General features: G+C 70.5%; 17 protein-coding genes. 5 read left to right on the plus strand and 12 right to left on the minus strand.

Annotated elements, in window-relative coordinates:
* Positions 1-68: 68 nt before the first annotated feature.
* Together FHX73_RS14530 and FHX73_RS14535 are read left to right on the plus strand one after the other, a co-directional pair.
* On the plus strand, positions 69-992 hold the full coding sequence (locus tag FHX73_RS14530; RefSeq protein WP_246213834.1) for a DUF6192 family protein: 924 nt from the start codon (positions 69-71) through the stop codon (positions 990-992).
* A gap of 2 nt (positions 993-994) precedes the next feature.
* Entirely contained in the window at positions 995-1,498 is a 504-nt protein-coding gene (locus FHX73_RS14535; RefSeq protein ID WP_145905412.1) for a hypothetical protein, read from the plus strand.
* Between the two features lie 154 nt (positions 1,499-1,652).
* Here the strand turns inward: FHX73_RS14535 and FHX73_RS14540 are convergent, their stop codons facing one another.
* The 12 genes from FHX73_RS14540 to FHX73_RS14595 form a co-directional block, all read right to left on the minus strand.
* Positions 1,653-2,216 (minus strand): peptide deformylase, encoded by a 564-nt coding sequence (locus FHX73_RS14540; RefSeq protein ID WP_145905413.1) that lies wholly within the window; start codon positions 2,214-2,216, stop codon positions 1,653-1,655.
* A 79-nt stretch (positions 2,217-2,295) separates the two neighbouring features.
* A complete protein-coding gene (locus tag FHX73_RS14545; protein WP_170304918.1) occupies positions 2,296-3,330 on the minus strand; it encodes a UDP-N-acetylmuramate dehydrogenase in 1,035 nt (344 codons plus the stop codon).
* Between the two features lie 11 nt (positions 3,331-3,341).
* Entirely contained in the window at positions 3,342-4,388 is a 1,047-nt protein-coding gene (locus FHX73_RS14550) for a serine hydrolase domain-containing protein (protein ID WP_246213529.1), read from the minus strand.
* Complete coding sequence (locus tag FHX73_RS14555; RefSeq protein ID WP_145905415.1) at positions 4,385-5,692, minus strand: UDP-N-acetylglucosamine 1-carboxyvinyltransferase; 1,308 nt, start codon at positions 5,690-5,692, stop codon at positions 4,385-4,387. The genes FHX73_RS14550 and FHX73_RS14555 overlap by 4 nt, the downstream gene beginning before the upstream one ends.
* 2 nt (positions 5,693-5,694) lie before the next feature.
* Positions 5,695-6,435, minus strand: a complete 741-nt coding sequence (locus tag FHX73_RS14560; RefSeq protein ID WP_170304919.1) for an LbetaH domain-containing protein — start codon at positions 6,433-6,435, stop codon at positions 5,695-5,697.
* 58 nt (positions 6,436-6,493) lie between these two features.
* Entirely contained in the window at positions 6,494-6,697 is a 204-nt protein-coding gene (locus tag FHX73_RS14565) for a hypothetical protein (RefSeq protein ID WP_145905417.1), read from the minus strand.
* A gap of 104 nt (positions 6,698-6,801) precedes the next feature.
* Entirely contained in the window at positions 6,802-8,118 is a 1,317-nt protein-coding gene (locus FHX73_RS14570; protein ID WP_246213530.1) for a helix-turn-helix domain-containing protein, read from the minus strand.
* Positions 8,119-8,284: 166 nt separating this feature from the next.
* On the minus strand, positions 8,285-8,623 hold the full coding sequence (locus tag FHX73_RS14575; RefSeq protein WP_145905418.1) for a hypothetical protein: 339 nt from the start codon (positions 8,621-8,623) through the stop codon (positions 8,285-8,287).
* Between the two features lie 103 nt (positions 8,624-8,726).
* Positions 8,727-10,469 carry a relaxase/mobilization nuclease domain-containing protein gene (locus FHX73_RS14580; protein WP_145905419.1) on the minus strand — a complete coding sequence of 581 codons (1,743 nt, stop codon included), beginning with the start codon at positions 10,467-10,469 and terminating at the stop codon, positions 8,727-8,729.
* A gap of 4 nt (positions 10,470-10,473) precedes the next feature.
* Positions 10,474-11,118, minus strand: coding sequence for a plasmid mobilization relaxosome protein MobC (gene mobC, locus FHX73_RS14585; RefSeq protein ID WP_145905420.1), 645 nt, complete (start codon positions 11,116-11,118; stop codon positions 10,474-10,476).
* A 349-nt stretch (positions 11,119-11,467) separates the two neighbouring features.
* A complete protein-coding gene (locus tag FHX73_RS46200; protein WP_246213531.1) occupies positions 11,468-12,256 on the minus strand; it encodes a DUF2637 domain-containing protein in 789 nt (262 codons plus the stop codon).
* Between the two features lie 228 nt (positions 12,257-12,484).
* On the minus strand, positions 12,485-14,278 hold the full coding sequence (locus FHX73_RS14595; protein ID WP_145905421.1) for a DnaB-like helicase N-terminal domain-containing protein: 1,794 nt from the start codon (positions 14,276-14,278) through the stop codon (positions 12,485-12,487).
* 280 nt (positions 14,279-14,558) lie between these two features.
* Between FHX73_RS14595 and FHX73_RS14600 the strand changes: the two genes are divergently transcribed.
* The 3 genes from FHX73_RS14600 to FHX73_RS14610 all read left to right on the plus strand — a co-directional run bounded on the left by FHX73_RS14600 (position 14,559) and on the right by FHX73_RS14610 (position 17,062).
* Positions 14,559-15,263 (plus strand): helix-turn-helix domain-containing protein, encoded by a 705-nt coding sequence (locus FHX73_RS14600; protein ID WP_170304920.1) that lies wholly within the window; start codon positions 14,559-14,561, stop codon positions 15,261-15,263.
* A gap of 241 nt (positions 15,264-15,504) precedes the next feature.
* Entirely contained in the window at positions 15,505-15,807 is a 303-nt protein-coding gene (locus FHX73_RS14605; protein ID WP_145905423.1) for a helix-turn-helix domain-containing protein, read from the plus strand.
* 10 nt (positions 15,808-15,817) lie between these two features.
* Positions 15,818-17,062 (plus strand): tyrosine-type recombinase/integrase, encoded by a 1,245-nt coding sequence (locus FHX73_RS14610; RefSeq protein ID WP_145905424.1) that lies wholly within the window; start codon positions 15,818-15,820, stop codon positions 17,060-17,062.
* Positions 17,063-17,128: the final 66 nt, after the last annotated feature.

Here is a 17,128-nt window from a genome sequence, read left to right on the forward strand (position 1 = left end):
TGGGCGACGGCGAACATGACTGGCCGGTACTGCTTGGCGCACGAGTGAGGAGGTACCTCGTGGCAACGATGACTCACCCCAGCGGCTACACGAAGGCCGAATGGGAGAAGTACGTTCGCAAGGGCCGGAAGCTGATCAGCCAGAAGTCCGGCATCCAGTTCGCGCTAGGAGACCTGGTGGTAGATGCGCTGGAAGGGCACTCCCGCGGGCATGGAGAGGTCGGTGAGGTCATAGAGCTGCTTGCGCACCAGATCGGTGCGAACGTGAGCACCCTGCATTCGTACTACTACGTGGCAGGCCAGTGGCCGACCGATAAGCGCAGGAGCGATGTGTGCTGGTCTGTCCACGAGCGCCTCGCCGCAGTCCGAAGTCGGTACATCCTGATCCGCAAGGACCCTCTGGACCCGATCACCGGTGAACATCGCTGGACCGTGAATGAAGCCGAACGAATCGCTCGTACGACGCCTGGTACCCCCACGAACAAGGAAGAGCGCCTCGCACACACTCGACGGCTGCTTCACCGAGATGAGGACGCGGCGGCAGCTGTAACAGAGCTGCTGGGACGTCCAGAGGTCCGTAGCAGGCTTGTTTCTGACCAGCATGCACGGCACCTACTGCGAGAGGCACAGTACGAACACTGGCGTCAGGTGGATCGCGAGATGGAGGAAGAAGCTGGGCTCGCGCCAGCTGAGGACGCAGAAGAGGTCGAGGAGAGCGCAGCGGAGACGGTGGCACCCGCGTTGAGGTACCAGGAGTCGCCAATGGAGATCCTGCGACTGATCGGGAGCTTCGCGTCGTTCTTCGTCTCTCTGCAGCGGATCATCCCCGAGATTCACGCTCAGGACTACAACGAGGACACGAAGGCTGCGGTGCTCGACAACGTCCACAAGGCGCGGATGCTCCTCGACTGGTGCGAGAGCGCCATCACGACGGGCCGCACCGACATGGACAAGGCATTGGCGAGCCTGCTGGAGGACGAAGAAGGTGACTAGCCATGGCGACCACGCGCCGCCAAGCGGCGCACGACAGTGGAGAGGACATATGGGACAGGGTGGCCGAGGCCGGTGACGTAGGCCTTCCCCGGGAGGAGGCCATGGGTCGAAACACGCCGGCCCAGTTCGAACGGGGCAAGGCGTGGATCCGGGACCACCAGTGCGCGAACAAGAAGACCGGGTTCGTCCTGGTCCACAGCCACTATGCGGCGACGAACAACGTCGACATGAACAAGCTGTACGCGTCAATTCGGCTGCATAGCCTTTACAAGTCGGTTGAGCGCGTCTACAAGTGCGCACTGGCAAATCTGCCAGCAGACGCAAAGAGCGACCTGTCGATCATGGTCCTGCTCAAGACGTGCGACGACATCTTCGCGGCAATGAAGTTCTTGGAGGAGGCAGGATTCTCAGCACAGGCCGCAGGCGAAGCCGCGCAGGGGAGCTCCGAGGCGTCTACGGCATCGGCAAAGGGCCGGAAGACGTCGGGTAGCGCTGGACGGCGTTGAACCCGAGGGCACGAGCCGGGCCCACGGCAAAGGTGGGCCCGACCCGCTAACGAAGAGCGTCCCCGCGGACGAGTGCCACCGCAAGCTGATCACATGGCGCCAGTAGGCTGAAGGCCTAGGTGTAGCACCGCGACATCAGCGGTCCGGTACTGCTCTAGTAGGCCCAGCCGTGGCCGGTCTGCCGGTACTGCTCGACAGGGATGGGCTCGACGCCGGCGGCCATGCGTGCGGTGTAGAGCAGGCCGTCGAGGTGATCGATCTCGTGGTGGATCAGGCGGGCGAGGCCGCGTTCGTAGGTGGCGGCGGCCACCTGGCCGTCCAGGGTGGTGGTCTCCACGGTGATCCGCAGCGGCCGGGGGACCAAGGCGCGAACGTCGAAGAACGACAGGCAACCCTCGAACTGCTCGTCCGCCTCGTCGGAGCGGTCGGTGATCCGCGGGTTCAGCAGGACGATCGCCGGAGCGTCCGGGGAAGCGGGCTGGACGACGGCGGCGGCCCGGCCGATGCCGATCTGCGGTGCCGCGATGCCCATGCCCTTGGCGAAGGGATGGATCTGGCCAATGCGCTCCATCGCGTCGAACAGTTTCTCGATGACCTCCTCGGCGGCCTCGCGCTCGGTGGGCAGGTCGAACGCTTGGGCGGGCTCGGCGAGTACGGGCTCGCCCTCCTGGACGACGCCGAGGTCACGCATCTGCTCGCTGGGCCGCACCTGGATCACCTGAACTCCCCTTGGGTCGTGTCGCGTTCGGGCCGGGCCCGGAACCGCCATTCCAGACGGTACCGGGCCGCTCTGGTCGCTACTGCCAGATGCCGACCAGCACCGGTTCGGGGTGAAGCCTGATGCTGGTCGTGCTCTCCACCCGTGCCGAGAGCTCGCCGAGGGCCTGCGCGAAGCCGGTCGCCGTCGCCTCGTCGTGGGCGGTGAGCGTGAGGGCCCGCTGGCCCGAGCAGCGGATGCCGTCCGCGACTTGGTGCCCGGGGCTGTAGCCGACGTGCTCCAGCAGCCAGCCGGCGCTGGCCCGGAGCTGGCCGTCGCTGTCGGCGTGGACAGGGCAGCCGGCGGTGGACCAGTGGGCGGCCTGTGTGGTGGTGACGGGCGGGTTGAGGAAGACCGATCCGGCCTGGCGGGCGTCGGGGCCGTGGGCGTCAAGAAGGAGTCCGCGGCGGTGGCGGTTGGCGAGGACGGCGGACGTCGCCTCGGCGACGGGCGGACGGGTGCCGATGTGGACGCCGAGTTCGTCGGCTAGGGGCTGGTAGACCACCGGGGCGGCCGGTGAGCGGATGAGGTGGAACGTCACGGCGAGGATGGTCCAGCGGCCGGGGTTGGTCTTGAAGAGGCTGTTGCGGTGCTGCAGTTGGCAGGCCTCGGCGGGCAGGGTCCGCATGCGGTCCGTCTCCCAGTCCCACACCGTCAGGTGGTCGAGGGTGTCGGAGATCTGCTGGCCGTAGGCTCCGGCGTTCTGGACGGGTGCGGCACCGACGGTGCCGGGTATGCCGGCCAGGCACTCGATCCCGGCCAGGTGTTCGGCGGCGGCCCAGGCGGTCAGCTCGGTGAGCGGGTGTCCGGCCTGGACGGTGACGTTGACCGTGGTGTCGTCGACGCGGGTGGCGGTGATGCCTCGGGTGTTCATGACGACGACGGTGCCGGGGTGGCCGGCGTCGGAGGCGATGACGTTGCTGCCGTGGCCCAGCACCACGGGTGCCTGTTCGTTGGTGTGCCTGATGGCCCTGACGGCGTCGGCCCAGTCGGCGGGGGTGGAGATCGTCAGGACGTGCTCAGCGGGGCCGCCGAGCCGCAGGGTGGTCAGGGACGCGAGCGTGGTGCTGGGCACGGCTGGCCCTCCTAGGGTTCGTCGGTGATCGCCTTGAGCGCAAGGGCCCGCAACGGGGCGAGGCGGGTGCGGTTGTCCTGGTGCTGGTAGACGGCGTTGGTGCAGATGGCCAGGTAGCGGCCGGTGGCCGGGGAGAGGTAGAGGCTGGTGCCGGTGAAGCCGTGGTGGTAGGCCACCTGATCGTCGTCGGCGAGAATCCAGGCCAGGCCACGGTCGAGGCCCGGCTCGATTTCGGCCTGCGGCTGCATGCTGGCGGTGAGCCAGCGGCCCAGGGGCCCGTCGCTGGAATACGAGGACAGCAAGTGGGTGGCGAAGGCGGCAAGGTCGGCCGGGGTGGTGAACACCCCGGCGTGGCCGGCGACGCCGCCGAGCAGCGCTGCGTTGTCGTCGTGCGGCATCCCCCACAGGCGGGGCCCGCCGGACAGTCGCTGCTCGGTCGGGGCGACCTGGGCGGAGCGGGGCACCGGCCCGTAGGTCGTGCTCGTCATGCCGAGCTGCTGCCAGAGCTCGGCCGCCAGCTCGTCCAGACGCCGGCAGCGGTAGTGAGCAAGGGCCAGGCCGAGGAGGATGAAGCCGCGGTTGATGTAGCGGTGTCCGGCGCCGGGTTCGGCGATCAGGTCTTCGCTGAAGATCAGTTCGGCGAGCGGCTCGGTGCGGTTGCGGTACTGGTCGAGTCGGGTGTCGGCCCGCAGGCCGGAGGTGTGGGCCAGGATCTGGCTAACCGTCACTCGGCCGCCAGGCGCCTCGGCCGGGATGCCGGTCAGTAGTTCGCGGACCGGGGTGTCCAGGGTGAAGCCGCCGCCCATCAGGGAGGTGCCGACCAGCAGCCAGGTGGCCAGTACCTTCGTCAGCGACGCCACGTCGTACACCGTGTCCGGGCTGGGCCGGGCGTCGCCGCACTCGGGGGCGACGATGCCGGAGGTCAGGTAGCTGGGTTCGCTGTCGAAGGTGCCGTGGGCGATGACGCCGCCGGGCACGGTGCCGTCGGCGGTGATCAGGTCCAGGCACTCGCTGAGGTCGGCGAGTGCGTTCGGCTGCCACGGCATGGTGAGGGTCACGGCTTCTCCTGATTGATCGTCATGTCGGCTCCGAGCGCGGCCAACTTCGGCAGCAGGCTGCCGTATCCGCGCCGCAGGTGGTACATCCCTCGGATCGTAGAGGTGCCCTCGGCGGCCAGGGCGGCGATCACCAGAGCGGTCGCCGCCCGGATGTCGTCGCCGGCCACGTTGGCGGCCTTGAGCGCGGACCGGCCCCGGACGGTGATCACCGAGCCGCTCGCGTTGACAACGGCGCCGAACGCGGCGAGGGCGGGCAGGTGGGTGTCGCGCTGGGTGTAGATCCGCTCGTCGATGCGCGAGGTGCCCTTGGCCTGGGTGAGGAAGGCGGTCAGCTGGGGCTGCACGTCGGTGGGGAAGCCGGGGTGCGGGCCGGTGGCCATCTGCACTGGGCGCGGTCCGGCGGGGACGCTGACGGCCGTTCCGCCGTCCAGCGGGTCGAGTTGGATGCCGGCGTCGGCGAACACCGAGACCAGGCCGTCGGGGAACGCGGCGGCGGGGAAGCCGTCCAGGTGGACACCGCCGCCGGTGATGGCGGCGGCCAGAGCCAGGGTGGCCGCCTCCAGCCGGTCCGGTGGCACGGTGAACACCCCGCCCCGGAGACGGTCGGTGCCAGTGACGTTCAGGGCGTTCCGCCCACGCCACTCGATGCCGACGCCGGCCTGGGACAGCAGGGCGGCGGTGTGGGTGACCTCGGGCTCGACGCTGGGGTTGAGGATCGCGGAGGTGCCCGGGGTGCGGGCGGCCAGCAGCATCGCGGTGACCGTCGCGCCCAGGCTCGGCCCCCAGGCACGGGTCTCGGCATCGGTGACGAACGGCAGCCGCTTGCCGGTGAAACGAGCCTGCACCCGGCCGTCGGCGACCTCGACTTTCGCACCAGCCGCCTCCATCGCTGCCAGATGCCGGTCGATGTGGCGTACGCAGAAGGCGTCCCCGCCCGGGGTGGGGAAGGTGACCTTGCCCGAGCGGGCCAGCAGGGCCGCACCCATCACGGCGGTGGTGCGGATGCGCCTCCCGAGGTCGTCCGGGATGACGGGGAAGTAGGAGTCGGCCGGCTGGGTGCCGAACTCGGTGCCGGTCGCGGTGGCGCGGGTGCCGGTGCGGTGCAGGATGTCGGCGACCACGAGGGTGTCCAGGATCTCGGGGGCGCCGACCAGGGTCAGCGGGTCGTCGGCCAGGATCGCGGCGGCGTACAGGTGCAGGGCGATGTTCTTGCTGCCCTGCACGGTGGTGGTGCCGACCAGGCGGTTGCCGCCGGTGATCCGCACGGCCCGCTCGTCGGCGGTGGTGTCGGTGGTGGTGGTCATGGTCACCTTCCCTGGCTTCCGGCGGGGAAGAAGCCCCCGACCTGGGTCTTGGGGTAGAGCAGGGTGTGCGCGCCGATCAGGGTGGCGGGCTGGAGCACGGTGCCGGCCGGGACGATCACGCCGTCGCCGATCACCGCGCCGAACTTGGTCTGGCCGGTGGCGATGCGGTGTCCGTCGAGGTGGGCACAGACCTCCTCAGTGGCCGGTTCGGTGACCGGACCGGAGGTGACCCGCAGGCCCGTGGTGGAGACGAACGCGCCGATGTTGACGCCCAGGCCGAGCACGGAGTCTCCGACGAAGCTGGTGTGCTTCATGAACACCCCACCGGTCAGCAGGCTGCGGGTGACCTCGGCGCCGAAGCCGATCCGGCAGCCGGGGCCGATGACGGTGTTGTCGCGGACCCGGGCGCCGGCCTCGATGACCGCGCCGGGGCAGACCAGCACGGGGCCGGTGACGAACGCGCCCTCGGCGATGACCGCTCCGGGCGCCACGACCACCTGGCCGCGGACGGTGGCGCCGGGTTCGATGACCCCGGTCGGTTCCGGCAGCGGGACGTCCAGGTGACCGGCCATCAGGTCGGTGATGGCCTTCTTGAGGCCGAACACGGTCGGGCAGCAGGTCAACAGGTGCAGTACGAGCGGGTCGGTGATGTGCTCGGTGTCGAAGTAGTAGGCGGGTGTGGTGCGGTAGTCGATGCGCTCCAACTCGGTGTTGATGGTGGGCGCGTCGGTCAGCCGGTTCATGGGCTGCATCTCCTCTCGGGCGAGCGAGTGGAAGAAGGGAGACTGGTGGCCCGCGGGCCTACGAGACGGGCAGGTCCGGGGCGGTGGCCGGGAGTTGATCGCTGGCCGCGGCGGGGTGGTTGTGGACCGTGAGGCCGAGCAGCGCGAGCACGGGCAGGTGCAGGGCTGCCCAGCAGGCAGTCAGGAAGGTGCCGAGCCGGTCGCGGTCCGGCGCGGCGTGGCGGGGGCCGGCGGAGGGCAAGGCGGTGCTGTGCGTGGGCATGCAAGAGCCTTCGGCATCAGGGGGCGGTTGGGGAGATTCCCAGTGAACCGCGGTACCGAAGGCCGGATCCGTAGCGGGAGTACGGGCCGTAACCCGACTACGGGTCAGATGGTCTGCACGCCCGCGCGGGTGGCGAAATCCCGGATGCCGGGCAGCTTGCGGTCGTGCCGCAGCAGGTTGGTGGCGAGGTCGCGGACGGCGCCCCGCCGGAGTTCCTGCGGGGCAGCCTGCTCGGCGGCGAGCAGGGCCCGGTAGCACTGCTCGGGCTTGCCCCACTGGTCGAACGCGCGGGCCACGTCGATGAAGAAGCGGGCCTGCCGTTCGGCAGTCGGCAGCGAGGCTGGGTCGATGGTGGCAGCCAGCTCGATCGCCCGGCCGGCGTCGCCGAGCTCGTAGTGCACCGACAGTTCGTGCAGGGCTACGCCTTGGATCCCGTCCACCAAGCCCGACTTACGGCTGGCTGCGGCAGCGCTGTCAGCTGCCTCGCGGATCAGGGCGTGCGCGTAGGAGCGGTCCCCGGTCTTCGCGGCGGTGTAGGCGGCGGTGGCGTACAGCTCGCCGCGGGTGGCCAGGCGGGCGGTCTCGGGCACGGTGTTGTCAGCGAGGAGGTCCTCAGCCGCAACCACCACGATGTCGGTCGCCCTGGCCAGGCCGCCTTGGCGGCGCCACGAGCTGGAAACCATCCGCTGGGACTCGGCGACCACCAGCGGGTTGCCGCCCGCGCGGGCGGAGGTCAGCGCGCGGTCTGCGGTGATGGCCACCAGGTTGTTGTCGCCGACCTTGATGCACAGTCGCGCCGCGAGGTTGTAGAGCTGGGCGACGTTGCGGGCGCGCTCCTCCTGCGTGCCGACCATCTGGGCGGCGGTGATCCGCACCGGCAGGGCTTCGGCGAGTGCGTCGTACTTGGCCGCCTTGAACTCCTGGCGCGACGTCAGGAGCGATGCAGCGACCGCCTCCTGGGTCGGCTCGCGCCGAGGAGCTGGGATCCGGCCCGGCCCGTAGAGCAGCAGGTCTTCCAGGCCGGCCAAGGGAGACGCCGTCTCGGCATGCGCGGCCTGCTGGCCGGCGACCGGAGCGAACAGGGCGGCAGCCGCCAGGGTCAGGAACGGGCGGCGTCGCACATCGTCCTCCTCGGCAGCGGAAGTGCTCGTCAGCGTAGCGGAGGTGGCCTTGCGGGGGCGGGACCTCGGCCGGTCCGCAGCCGGTTGCGGTAAGGCCATCAGCTCGCCGAGCTCGCAGCCCAGCACCGCCGCGAGGCGGCGCAGCAAGGTCAGGTCCTTCACCTGCTGCAAGTCGCGCTCCACCAGCGACATCCAGACCTCGCTGCGGTCGAGCTCGGCCGCGAGACGGAGCTGGGTCCACTCCATCTCGGCGCGGCGGAGCGCGATGAACTTGCCGAACGTGATGCCGCTGCTCCCCACGCTGGCCCCCGCTGCTGTATTGGAAGCATTACAGAGGGCTACGGTACCGGTGCTCGCGGGCGCGGTGCAGTGGTTTCGGACCGAGGCCGCTGTTCGCCGGGCCGTCGAGCCGGCGTTCGGTATGGCCTAGGAGTTCCTGAGGCCCGCCAGGTGGGGGCCTTTCTGATCAGTCCCAGGTGGTGCCAGCAAGGAGCCCGTCGAAGGCGAGGGCCCGCATGCCGGTCTCGTAGTCGTCCCACCGTTGCCACTCGTCCTCGGGGGCGGTGAAGTGGAGGTCGATAAAGGCGCGGGTGAGGTCGGGCTCGTGCCACTCGTTGGCACAGCGGCAGCGGACGAACACTTGGTCGCGGACGTTGAGCAGGAGCCAGTCGCGGCGGGCGCCGCAGCGGGAGCAGGTGATCGGGATTCCGCGGGCGTCGAGCGGGTCGGGGTAGCGGACGGCGCGGATGGTCGGTTGGCGGCGGTCGGGGATCGGGGAGTAGAAGTCGTGGTCGTAGTCGGTCATGCAGTGCCCTTCGACGTCGGGGTGCTGGCTGCCAGCTCTACAAGGCGTCCGGTGGCCGGGTGGTTCCCGGCCACCGGAGAAGACATCGAACCGACATCACGCATCAGCGGCGGCGGTGCTGGGGTGCGGTGCTCGGGGCCGGGGCCGGGGCCGGTGCGGCCTGGTCGGCGGTGGGCTGCCGCCTTGCGGCGGCGAAGGACGAGCGGAGGAGGGCGGCTTCGGCGGCGGGGTTGGGTGCGGGGTCGCGGCTGGTGTGCTGGATGCGGGTGAGGAGGACCTGGGCGGGCAGGCGGGCAGTGGTGAGTTCGCGGCGGGCGGCGGCCTCCTGAAGGAGGCGGCGGGGGTGGTGGCCGAGGGCCTTGGCGTCGGCCAGGACGGTGGCCAGTGCCGGCCAGTTGGGGTCGGCGAGGATGCGGGCGGCGTGGTCGGGGACGGCGGAGCGGACGTCTCCGGCGATGGTGCTGGTGACCTCCGTCGGCGGCTGGCGGTGGGCGAGGGCGGCGAGGTGCTGGGCGGCGGCCTGGTCGTAGGCGTCCCGCAGGTGCTGGACTGCGGTGCGGGCGGCTTGGGCCTGCTGTGCGTGGCCTCGGGCCTGGTGCCAGCGGCTGGCGAGGATCGCGGCCCAGACGAGGGCGGCGAGCATGGTGGCCAGCGCGGCGGCGTCGGGGCTGTCGCTGGTGCGGATGATGTCGCGGGCGGCCCGGCGCAGGGTGGCGGTGGCCCGGTGGTCGGCGCGGACCTGGGAGCGCTGGGCGCGGGTGAACGCGCGGGTGGCGGCTCGCAGTTCGGCGCGCAGTGCGGCGGGGGCCTGCTGGGTGGTGGCGTTGAGGATGTCGCCCAGCGCGGTGATCTGCGCCTGGGCGAGCGCGCCGTCTCCGCTGTCGCCGTCGCTGGTGGTCTCGTCGGCGAGGTGCTGGTGGAGGGCGTCGAGGGCGGTGGTGGTGCGCTGCCAGCTGGTGGCAGGCCGGTTGCGCCGTGCGGTGGGGTGCTCTTCGGGGGTGCCGGCGGCCAGGCGGGCTCGGAGCTTGGGCAGGGAGAGGTCAGGGGAGATCTTGCTGGCGGGGTGGAAGATCTGCTCGCCCTTGGCGTTGGTGTCGCCGGGGCGGCCGACAGAGTAGCCCTGGAGGTCGCCGGAGGGGAGGCGGCGGAGCTTGACCTCGACGCCGTCGGCCTGGAGGTAGGCGAGGAGTTCCTCGACGTTGGTGGCGTGGGGGATGGCGTCGCGGATGCGGTCCTGCAGCCAGGCGCGGCTGGTCTGCTGCCAGCCGAGGCGGTCGGCCTTGTGCATCTCGGCCTGGCTCGGGGCTCGCTCGCCGGTGTGGTCGCCGGGCTGGACCTGGTGGAGGCCGAGTTCCTTCTCGATCTCGCGGGCTTCGGCCTGGGCGTTCTTGCCGCTGTTGTGTTGCTTGGGGCGACGGCCGTCCTGGCGGACGGTGGTGGCGAGGATGTGGATGTGGTCGTCGGCGTGGCGCACGGCGATCCAGCGGCAGCCGTGCGGATCGCCGTCGGGGGCGATGCCGGCGGCGTGGACGATGCGGCGGGCGATCTCGCCCCACTCGGCGTCGGAGAGGTAGCGGTCGCCGGGTGCGGTGCGCACGGGGCAGTGCCAGACGTGGTCGGTGACCTTCTTGCCGAAGCCGCTGTTGCGCAGGTTGACCGGCTCGTCGAGGATCCGGCCGAGCTGGGTGAGGGTGGCGTGCGGGTCGCGGCCGGGGTCGGGCAGGCCGAGCGGGCTGAAGGAGGCGACGATGTGCGGGTCGAGGTGCTCGTCGTGGCGGCCGGGCCCGTAGAGGTAGGCGAGCAGGCCGCGGGTGTTGCTGCCGGGGGCCTTGATGGAGGGGATCACGTGCTCACGCCTCCTTCGAGGTGGTTGAGTCGGTGGGGATGAGCAGTGCTCGGGCGATGGCGGTCAGCAGCCGTTCGAGGCGTTCCAGGCGCTCGCCGATGTCGGGTTCGACGCGGTCGTCGCGGTGGAGCACATGGACGAGCTGGTTGATGTTGTTGCCGATCCGGTTGATCTGGTGGAGGACGCCGGCGCGGAACTGCTGGAGGGCGAGGCGCTCGGTGTGCAGGGGCAGGTCGACGGTGAACTCGCCCCGGATGAAGGCCAGCGAGATGTCGCCGACGTATCCGGAGATCGTCTTCCCATAGCCGTGGCGGTCGGCGGCGTCGAGCAGCTCGGCGTGCTCCTGTGGGGTGTAGCCGACCGGTCCGACCTTCGCCTTGCGGCGGGTTCCGGTGTGCTTCCGGATCTTGCCCTTGGGCATCGGCTGGGCACCGGAAGGGGCGGGCAGTTGCGGGACGTCGAGGGCGGCGGTGCTCTCGTGCAGGAACGCGGCGCGGGCGGTCTCGTCTTCGGCGTCGGTGGTCGGCTCGGTGTGGGGCTGGTCGGCGCGGACGCGGGTGAGGATGTCGAGTTGCAGCGCGTTGAGTTCGTCCGGGCCGAGGGCCTTTGCCTGGTCCGGCGCGCCCTCGCGCCGGGCCTCATCCGCCACCCCTGGGGCGGATGACCCCTGACCCGCGCGAAGTGTCGGAGAATGGGTACAACTGGCTCCGCCAGGAGTCGAGTTACCGAAGGCGCGATGCCATAGGCCGGTCAGAATACCGCGCTTGCGGCTCTCCTTCGGCAGGGTGTGGGTGGGTTCGTGGTGCTCGTGCGGGGTGGGCACAGGGGTCTCCGGATTTGCTGTCGTGAGGGGCTGCCGAAGGCGGCGGTTGTGGGGGTGATGGTCCGCGGAGACGCGGCTCGGCAGTGCCGGAGATGCGGTGTAGGTGGCGGGCGCCGGGGGGCTTCCGGAACCCGCACCGGTGCGGTGCGGGGGTTCCGGAAGTCCGTGGTCCGGGTCAGGCTGCGGCTTCCTCCTGTTCGGCCTTGAGGAGGTGCACCAGTTCGCCGAGTCGGTCGCTGGAGATCGTCTTGCCGGCGTCGCGGACGGCCTGCTTGACCACGGCGTGGGTGGCGCCCTGCTCGGCCACGGCCGGGCGGGTGAGGGCGGCGAGCTCCTCCATGCTGGCTCCAGGCCTGCGACCGGTGCGCTTGCCCCCGACCACCGGCTCCCGCCGCACGGGCGGAACGTCCTCGTCGGGCTCGGCCTCTGCCGAAGCGTCAGCCTCGGGTACCGGCTGCGGCGCGGCAGCCCGATCGTCGTTGGGTTCGCCCTCGGCGTGCTCGGCGCGGGCGCGTTCGGTTGCCGTGTCGGGGGCGGGCGCGTGGAGCAGGTGCAGGAGCTTCGGGCCCACGGTGCTCCAGCCGAGGAGGAGCACGGGGGCCACGGCGTCGAGGAGGGCACGTCCGTAGTGCCGGGCGAGGACTGGTTCGGCGGTGTTGAGCGCGATGGTGAGCAGGCCGCACAGGTGCATCAGGCGGTTCGCGGAGCGCAGCTCGGCGGTGTCGGTGCCAGTGGCGGAGAGGTGGTTGCGGGCGACCATGAGGCCGACGACAGACAGGTCGACCATCGGTGCGATCAGCGGGGCGACGGGAGCCGGGATGGCGAGACGGCGGGCGAGGGCCCAGACGTTGCCGAAGGAGAAGGCGAAGGCGAGGCCGGCGGTCACGGCCATCACCAGGGTGACGGTGCGGTAGGCGAAGGCGCCGAAGCCGGTGGGCCGGGCGGCCGGCGTGGTGCTGGGCATGAAGGGGGTGCAGTCCTTGCCGTGAAGATGTGGTCAGGGGATCGCCGTCTGCTGCTGGAGTCGCTGGCCGCGGCGGCGGCCACGGGCCACAGGCGCTGCTGTCGGAGGCTGCGGGTCTCTGCGGGCACGTGCTCAGCGCCGGGGCGTTTACGCGAACCCCCTTCTAAAGGGGGGTCCGCGCGAAAACGCTCGGGTGCGACAACGGCGAAAACGGTCGCGAAAACGCTCCTACCTGCGGTTCTTCCTGGGAGCGTCCGGCGCGACAACGGGTTGTACAACGGTCGCGGTGGTGGGGGTGCGTGAACGCTCGCGAAAACGCCCTGTTCCCGGTGACGCGGCCGTCGCAGCCGTGACCCGGAGGCTCTCGGCATCGGTCAGTAGCGGCTCGGGGAGCGTCGGTGCGGTACTGGCGAGCGGTGCGGCCGGTACGACGGTCAGCGGGATCGCGGGCTGCTCGACGGCGGTCGGCGGGGCGCTCGCGGTGATGTGGCGGGCGGTGGTGAAGTAGCGATCCTCCTTGCCGCCGCCGATGCCGCCGGCGGAGCCCTTCTCCACCTCGGCGAGCCCGGACTTGACCTGGGTGTTCAGCCGTCGGCGGGCTCGTCCGATGGCTGCAGCCTCCGGCTTCTTGTCGCCGGTCATTGCGGTCGCCAACTGCTTGGCGGTCACGCCGTCCGGTGTCGCGCGCAGGAGCTCGGCGATGTCGATGGTCTCCTCGACGGCGCTGGTGCCCGCCTCATGGTCGTGGACGACGGTGAGCGGGCCGATCTCCCCGGTGACGGTCTTGAGGTGGTGGAGGTTGACGACGGGGTCGCCGGCCTCACCGGCAATGAACAGCACGCTGCCGGCTCCGGAAGTCAGCCAGGTGGAGCCGTAGACGCGGTCGAGGGCGGGGCGCTGGCCGCGCGGGGCGTCGGCGGTGGCCTTCCGCTGGTGATGCAGTTCCATCACCTGGACGCCCTCGCGCAGAGCCCGGTTTCGGGCGCTGTTGTAGGCAATGGCGAGGCTGTCGTCGACGAGGGTGCTGACCGCGTCCTTGAGGCTGTCGATGACGATGGTGTCGGCCCCGTGCGCGGTGGCCATCTCAGCGAGGAGGCTGGGTTCCTTGTCCAGGCTGCTCGGGAGCGGGCCTTCCCAGATGAGGAGCCGCTCGCGGACCAGCTTCTCGTGCTCGGGCCGGACCAGGCGGGCCATGGCTCGGGCGATCTGCTGGGGCCGGTCCATCGCCAGGTACAGGACGCGCTTGCTCTCGGCGACGGGCATCCCGAGCGCCGAGTCGACCAGGCCGATCCGGGCGAAGATCACCTGGTGGGCGATCGTGGTCTTGCCGACGCCGGGAGCACCGACGATCATCAGGCTCTCGCCGGCCGCCCACGCGGTCTCCCCGCGGGTGCCCCACAGCGGCTCCTTGTCAGCCCCGGTCTTGGTGACGAAGGCCCAGCCGTCCACCATGAAGCGCGACAGGCGGCTGTTTCCGGAGGCCAGCGCCCGCTCGCGTCCCTCGCGGACCTCGGCGTCGAGCGCGCTGCGGATCTCGTCCGGCTGGGCGCCGGGCAGCAGGGCCTGCTGGACGGTCCGGATGCCTGTGGCGTGCAGCTTCCGCAGATCCGACTCGCGTCGCACGATGACCGCGTAGTAGTCGGCGTTGTTCGCCGACGGCGGCGCCTCGGCCGCGATCCGGACCAGGTAGTCCACGCCGCCCACGCGGTCCAGGACACCGGTGCCTCGCAGCCGGTCGGCGACGGCCACCGCAGCGGTCGGGGCCCCCTCGAAGGTGAGGTCGAGGATTGCGCGCCAGATGGTCTCGTGGGCGGGCCGGTAGAAGTCGCCGGCGTCGAGGGTGGCGCGCGCGGCGTCGATCGCCGGCGCGCCCAATGCCATGCAGGCGCCGATGACCGCCCTTTCGGCGTCCAGGTCGTTCGGCGGTGTCCCCTTCGGGAACACCGCGTGCTCGTCGTCGAAGACGGCGTCGGCCGCACCGGAGCTCGACGGCCCGTACGCCGGGCCCGTAGGCTGGGACATGGATTCCCTCCCGCTGTGCATCAGGCCCTGGCAGGCCGCACGGCGGTTGATCGTCTTGATGGGTGGTCAGATAGGGAGCCTTACGGCCCTCGGTGCGCTAACACCGGGGGCCGCGCTCGTTTCCGGGCTCGCGCGGCCGATCGTGCTGGCCTGAGTCCGTCAACGTACGCAGAGTAAACACACACCAGATGTGTTCCGTCAAGACAGATGCTGTGTCGCTATGACACGGCATCTGTGCCGAATGTTGACTTCATCTGTGTCGGCTCGCTATCTTGCTGCCATGACGAACCCCAAGGACTGGCAGGCCGGCGTGACCGGCCGCGTCGCCGAGGCGGTCCGGCGCTTCCGCGAGGAACGGGGGATGAGCGCGCAGGACGTCGCTGCGGCCTGCGCGAAGCTGGGCTACCCGATCGCGCGGAACGTCATCGCCAACCTTGAGAACGGCCGGCGTTCCAGCGTCGACGTCGCTGAGGTGCTGGTCCTCGCCAAGGTCCTCGGTGTTCCCCCGGTCGTCTTCCTCGTCCCCCTGGGCGAGGTGGGGGAGATCGAACTACTCCCAGGCTTGATGTGCTCCACCGGCGAGGCGCTCCAGTGGGTTTGCGGTGAGCAGCCGCTCGACCACGAGCCGACCAACGACCTGGAGCTGCGGTTCGACGAGATCCGCTACTACAACCAGACGCTCTATGGCCTGCAGAAGACGATCAGCAGCTCGGAGGAGTACCGCCGCAAAGTCGCCACGGCCCGTGACGCGGCAACCCGCGAGGCCAACGTCAAGCTGGTCAATCAGTTCGACGAGATCATCGGCGACTACTCGCAGGAAATCCAGGACCGAAGAGGGACGATGCGCGAGAAGGGCATCACTCCGCCGACCCTGCCGCCAGAACTTGCCCACCTCGACCTCAGCCATCACGACGACTGGGGGCACGTCTCCGAGGAGACTCCCGAAGCGTCCGGCAGTCAGCCTGCTGCGGATGAGGAAATCTAGAGTCCGGGGGCGAGTGCAAGCTCCTTGCCCTATGAGGCCGTTCAGCGAGCAGTAAGCACGCGGGAGCTGCTGTCTGACCTGACTTACCCGAACCACGCGGCACGCGTGACGGACCGCCAGACCCGTCCGCGTCTTGCTCCAGGTGTTAGCGCGCCTGGGTGAGGGATCGCGCCGCCATGACCACCCATCACACGATCAGGCCGCCCGGGGTGCCAGCCCCATGCGGTTGACGAGGAGTCCCATGCCTCAGCCCGCCCTTACCCTTGCCCGCCTCTCGGAGGCTCTTGGCCTGCCCGAGCAGAGCCTGCTCGCCCTCGTCGTGAACTGCGATGCGGCTCCGGATCCCACGCTCGTCGCCCTCACGGTCGAGGAAGCCGCCCGCCGCCTCGGTGTCGGCCGCACCACGATGTACGCCCTCGTGGCGTCGGGCGAGGTGCCGTCCGTGACGATCGGCCGCCTCCGCCGTGTGCCTGCCGAGGCGCTCAAGGAGTACGTGGCCGGCCGTACGCAAGCCGCCAGTTCGACCGCGGCGCTCGCGGCCTGAGGGGGAACCGATGGCGAACACCCGCAAGCCCAACGGCGACTCCTCGATCTACGAGGGCAGCGACGGGCGCTGGCACGGCCGCGTCACGGTCGGCGTCAAGGACGACGGCACTCCCGACCGGCGCCACGTCAGTGCCAAGACCCGCCCCGAGGTCACGGCCAAGGTCCGCAAGCTGGAGAAGCTGCGCGACGACGGCACCGTGCCCAAGGCCGGCCAGAAGTGGACCGTCGGCAAGTGGCTGACCCACTGGATCACCGAGATCGTCCCCGGCACGGTCAGCGAGAACACGTACGACGGCTACGAGGTCGCCGTCCGCGTGCACCTCGTCCCCGGCCTCGGCGCCCACCGCCTGGAGAAGCTGGAGCCCGAGCACCTGGAACGCTTCTACCGGAAGATGCAGGACGCCGGCAGCGCCGCCGGCACTGCTCACCAGGCCCACCGCACCGTCCGGGTCGCCCTCGGCGAGGCCCTGCGGCGCGGTCACCTCACCCGCAACGTGGCCACCGTCGCCAAGGCCCCGAAGCTCGAAGAGGAGGAGGTCGAGCCCTTCGAGATCGAGGAGGTCCAGGCGCTGATGGACACGGCGCGCCAGCGCCGCAACTCCGCCCGCTGGATCTTCGCGCTCGCCCTGGGCCTGCGGCAGGGCGAGGTACTCGGGCTCCAGTGGAAGGACGTCGACTTCACCCGAGGCGTCGCCTGGGTCCGGCGCGGTCGGCTGCGGCCCAAGTACCGGCACGGCTGCGGCGACCGCTGCGGACGCAAGCCCGGCTTCTGCCCGCAGAAGGAGCTGGTCCGGCGCGAGACCAAGGACACCAAGTCCCGTGCCGGTCGCCGCGCGGTGCCGCTGCCCGAGCAGCTCGTCGTGATCCTCCGCCAACACAAGGAGGAGCAGGACCGCGAGCGGGCCCTCGCGCGCGACCTTTGGACGGACAAGGGCTACGTCTTCACCTCGGAGACCGGCGAGCCGCTCAACCCCAGCACCGACTACCACCACTGGAAGCGGCTCCTGCGCGAGGCCGGCATCCGCGACGGCCGCCTCCATGACGCCCGCCACACCGCCTCGACCGTCCTGCTCCTGCTCGGCGTGCCGGAGCGGATCGTGATGGCGATCATGGGCTGGTCCTCGACCTCGATGGCCCAGCGCTACCAGCACGTCACCGAGCCGATGCTGAACGACGTCGGCAAGAAGATAGGCGAGGCCCTGTGGGGTGAGGCGGTAGAGCATGGCTACACCGCCGCTGGTGGCGGATCATGAGGCGCAGATGACAGTGCCGCCCTGCCTTGGTTGCAGACGCAACCGAGGCAGGGCGGCACTCGCTCA

Origin of the sequence: Kitasatospora viridis, from assembly GCF_007829815.1 — a bacterium.
GTDB classification, from domain to species: domain Bacteria; phylum Actinomycetota; class Actinomycetes; order Streptomycetales; family Streptomycetaceae; genus Kitasatospora; species Kitasatospora viridis.

Bases quoted from the DNA above. Each gene is read 5' to 3' on its own strand.
- FHX73_RS14530 (WP_246213834.1), top strand. From the start codon at position 69: ATGACTCACCCCAGCGGCTACACGAAGGCCGAATGGGAGAAGTACGTT.
- FHX73_RS14535 (WP_145905412.1), top strand. From the start codon at position 995: ATGGCGACCACGCGCCGCCAAGCGGCGCACGACAGTGGAGAGGACATA.
- FHX73_RS14555 (WP_145905415.1), bottom strand. From the start codon at position 5,692: ATGACCACCACCACCGACACCACCGCCGACGAGCGGGCCGTGCGGATC.
- FHX73_RS14560 (WP_170304919.1), bottom strand. From the start codon at position 6,435: ATGAACCGGCTGACCGACGCGCCCACCATCAACACCGAGTTGGAGCGC.
- FHX73_RS14565 (WP_145905417.1), bottom strand. From the start codon at position 6,697: ATGCCCACGCACAGCACCGCCTTGCCCTCCGCCGGCCCCCGCCACGCC.
- FHX73_RS14575 (WP_145905418.1), bottom strand. From the start codon at position 8,623: ATGACCGACTACGACCACGACTTCTACTCCCCGATCCCCGACCGCCGC.
- FHX73_RS46200 (WP_246213531.1), bottom strand. From the start codon at position 12,256: ATGCCCAGCACCACGCCGGCCGCCCGGCCCACCGGCTTCGGCGCCTTC.
- FHX73_RS14595 (WP_145905421.1), bottom strand. From the start codon at position 14,278: ATGTCCCAGCCTACGGGCCCGGCGTACGGGCCGTCGAGCTCCGGTGCG.
- FHX73_RS14600 (WP_170304920.1), top strand. From the start codon at position 14,559: ATGACGAACCCCAAGGACTGGCAGGCCGGCGTGACCGGCCGCGTCGCC.
- FHX73_RS14605 (WP_145905423.1), top strand. From the start codon at position 15,505: ATGCCTCAGCCCGCCCTTACCCTTGCCCGCCTCTCGGAGGCTCTTGGC.
- FHX73_RS14610 (WP_145905424.1), top strand. From the start codon at position 15,818: ATGGCGAACACCCGCAAGCCCAACGGCGACTCCTCGATCTACGAGGGC.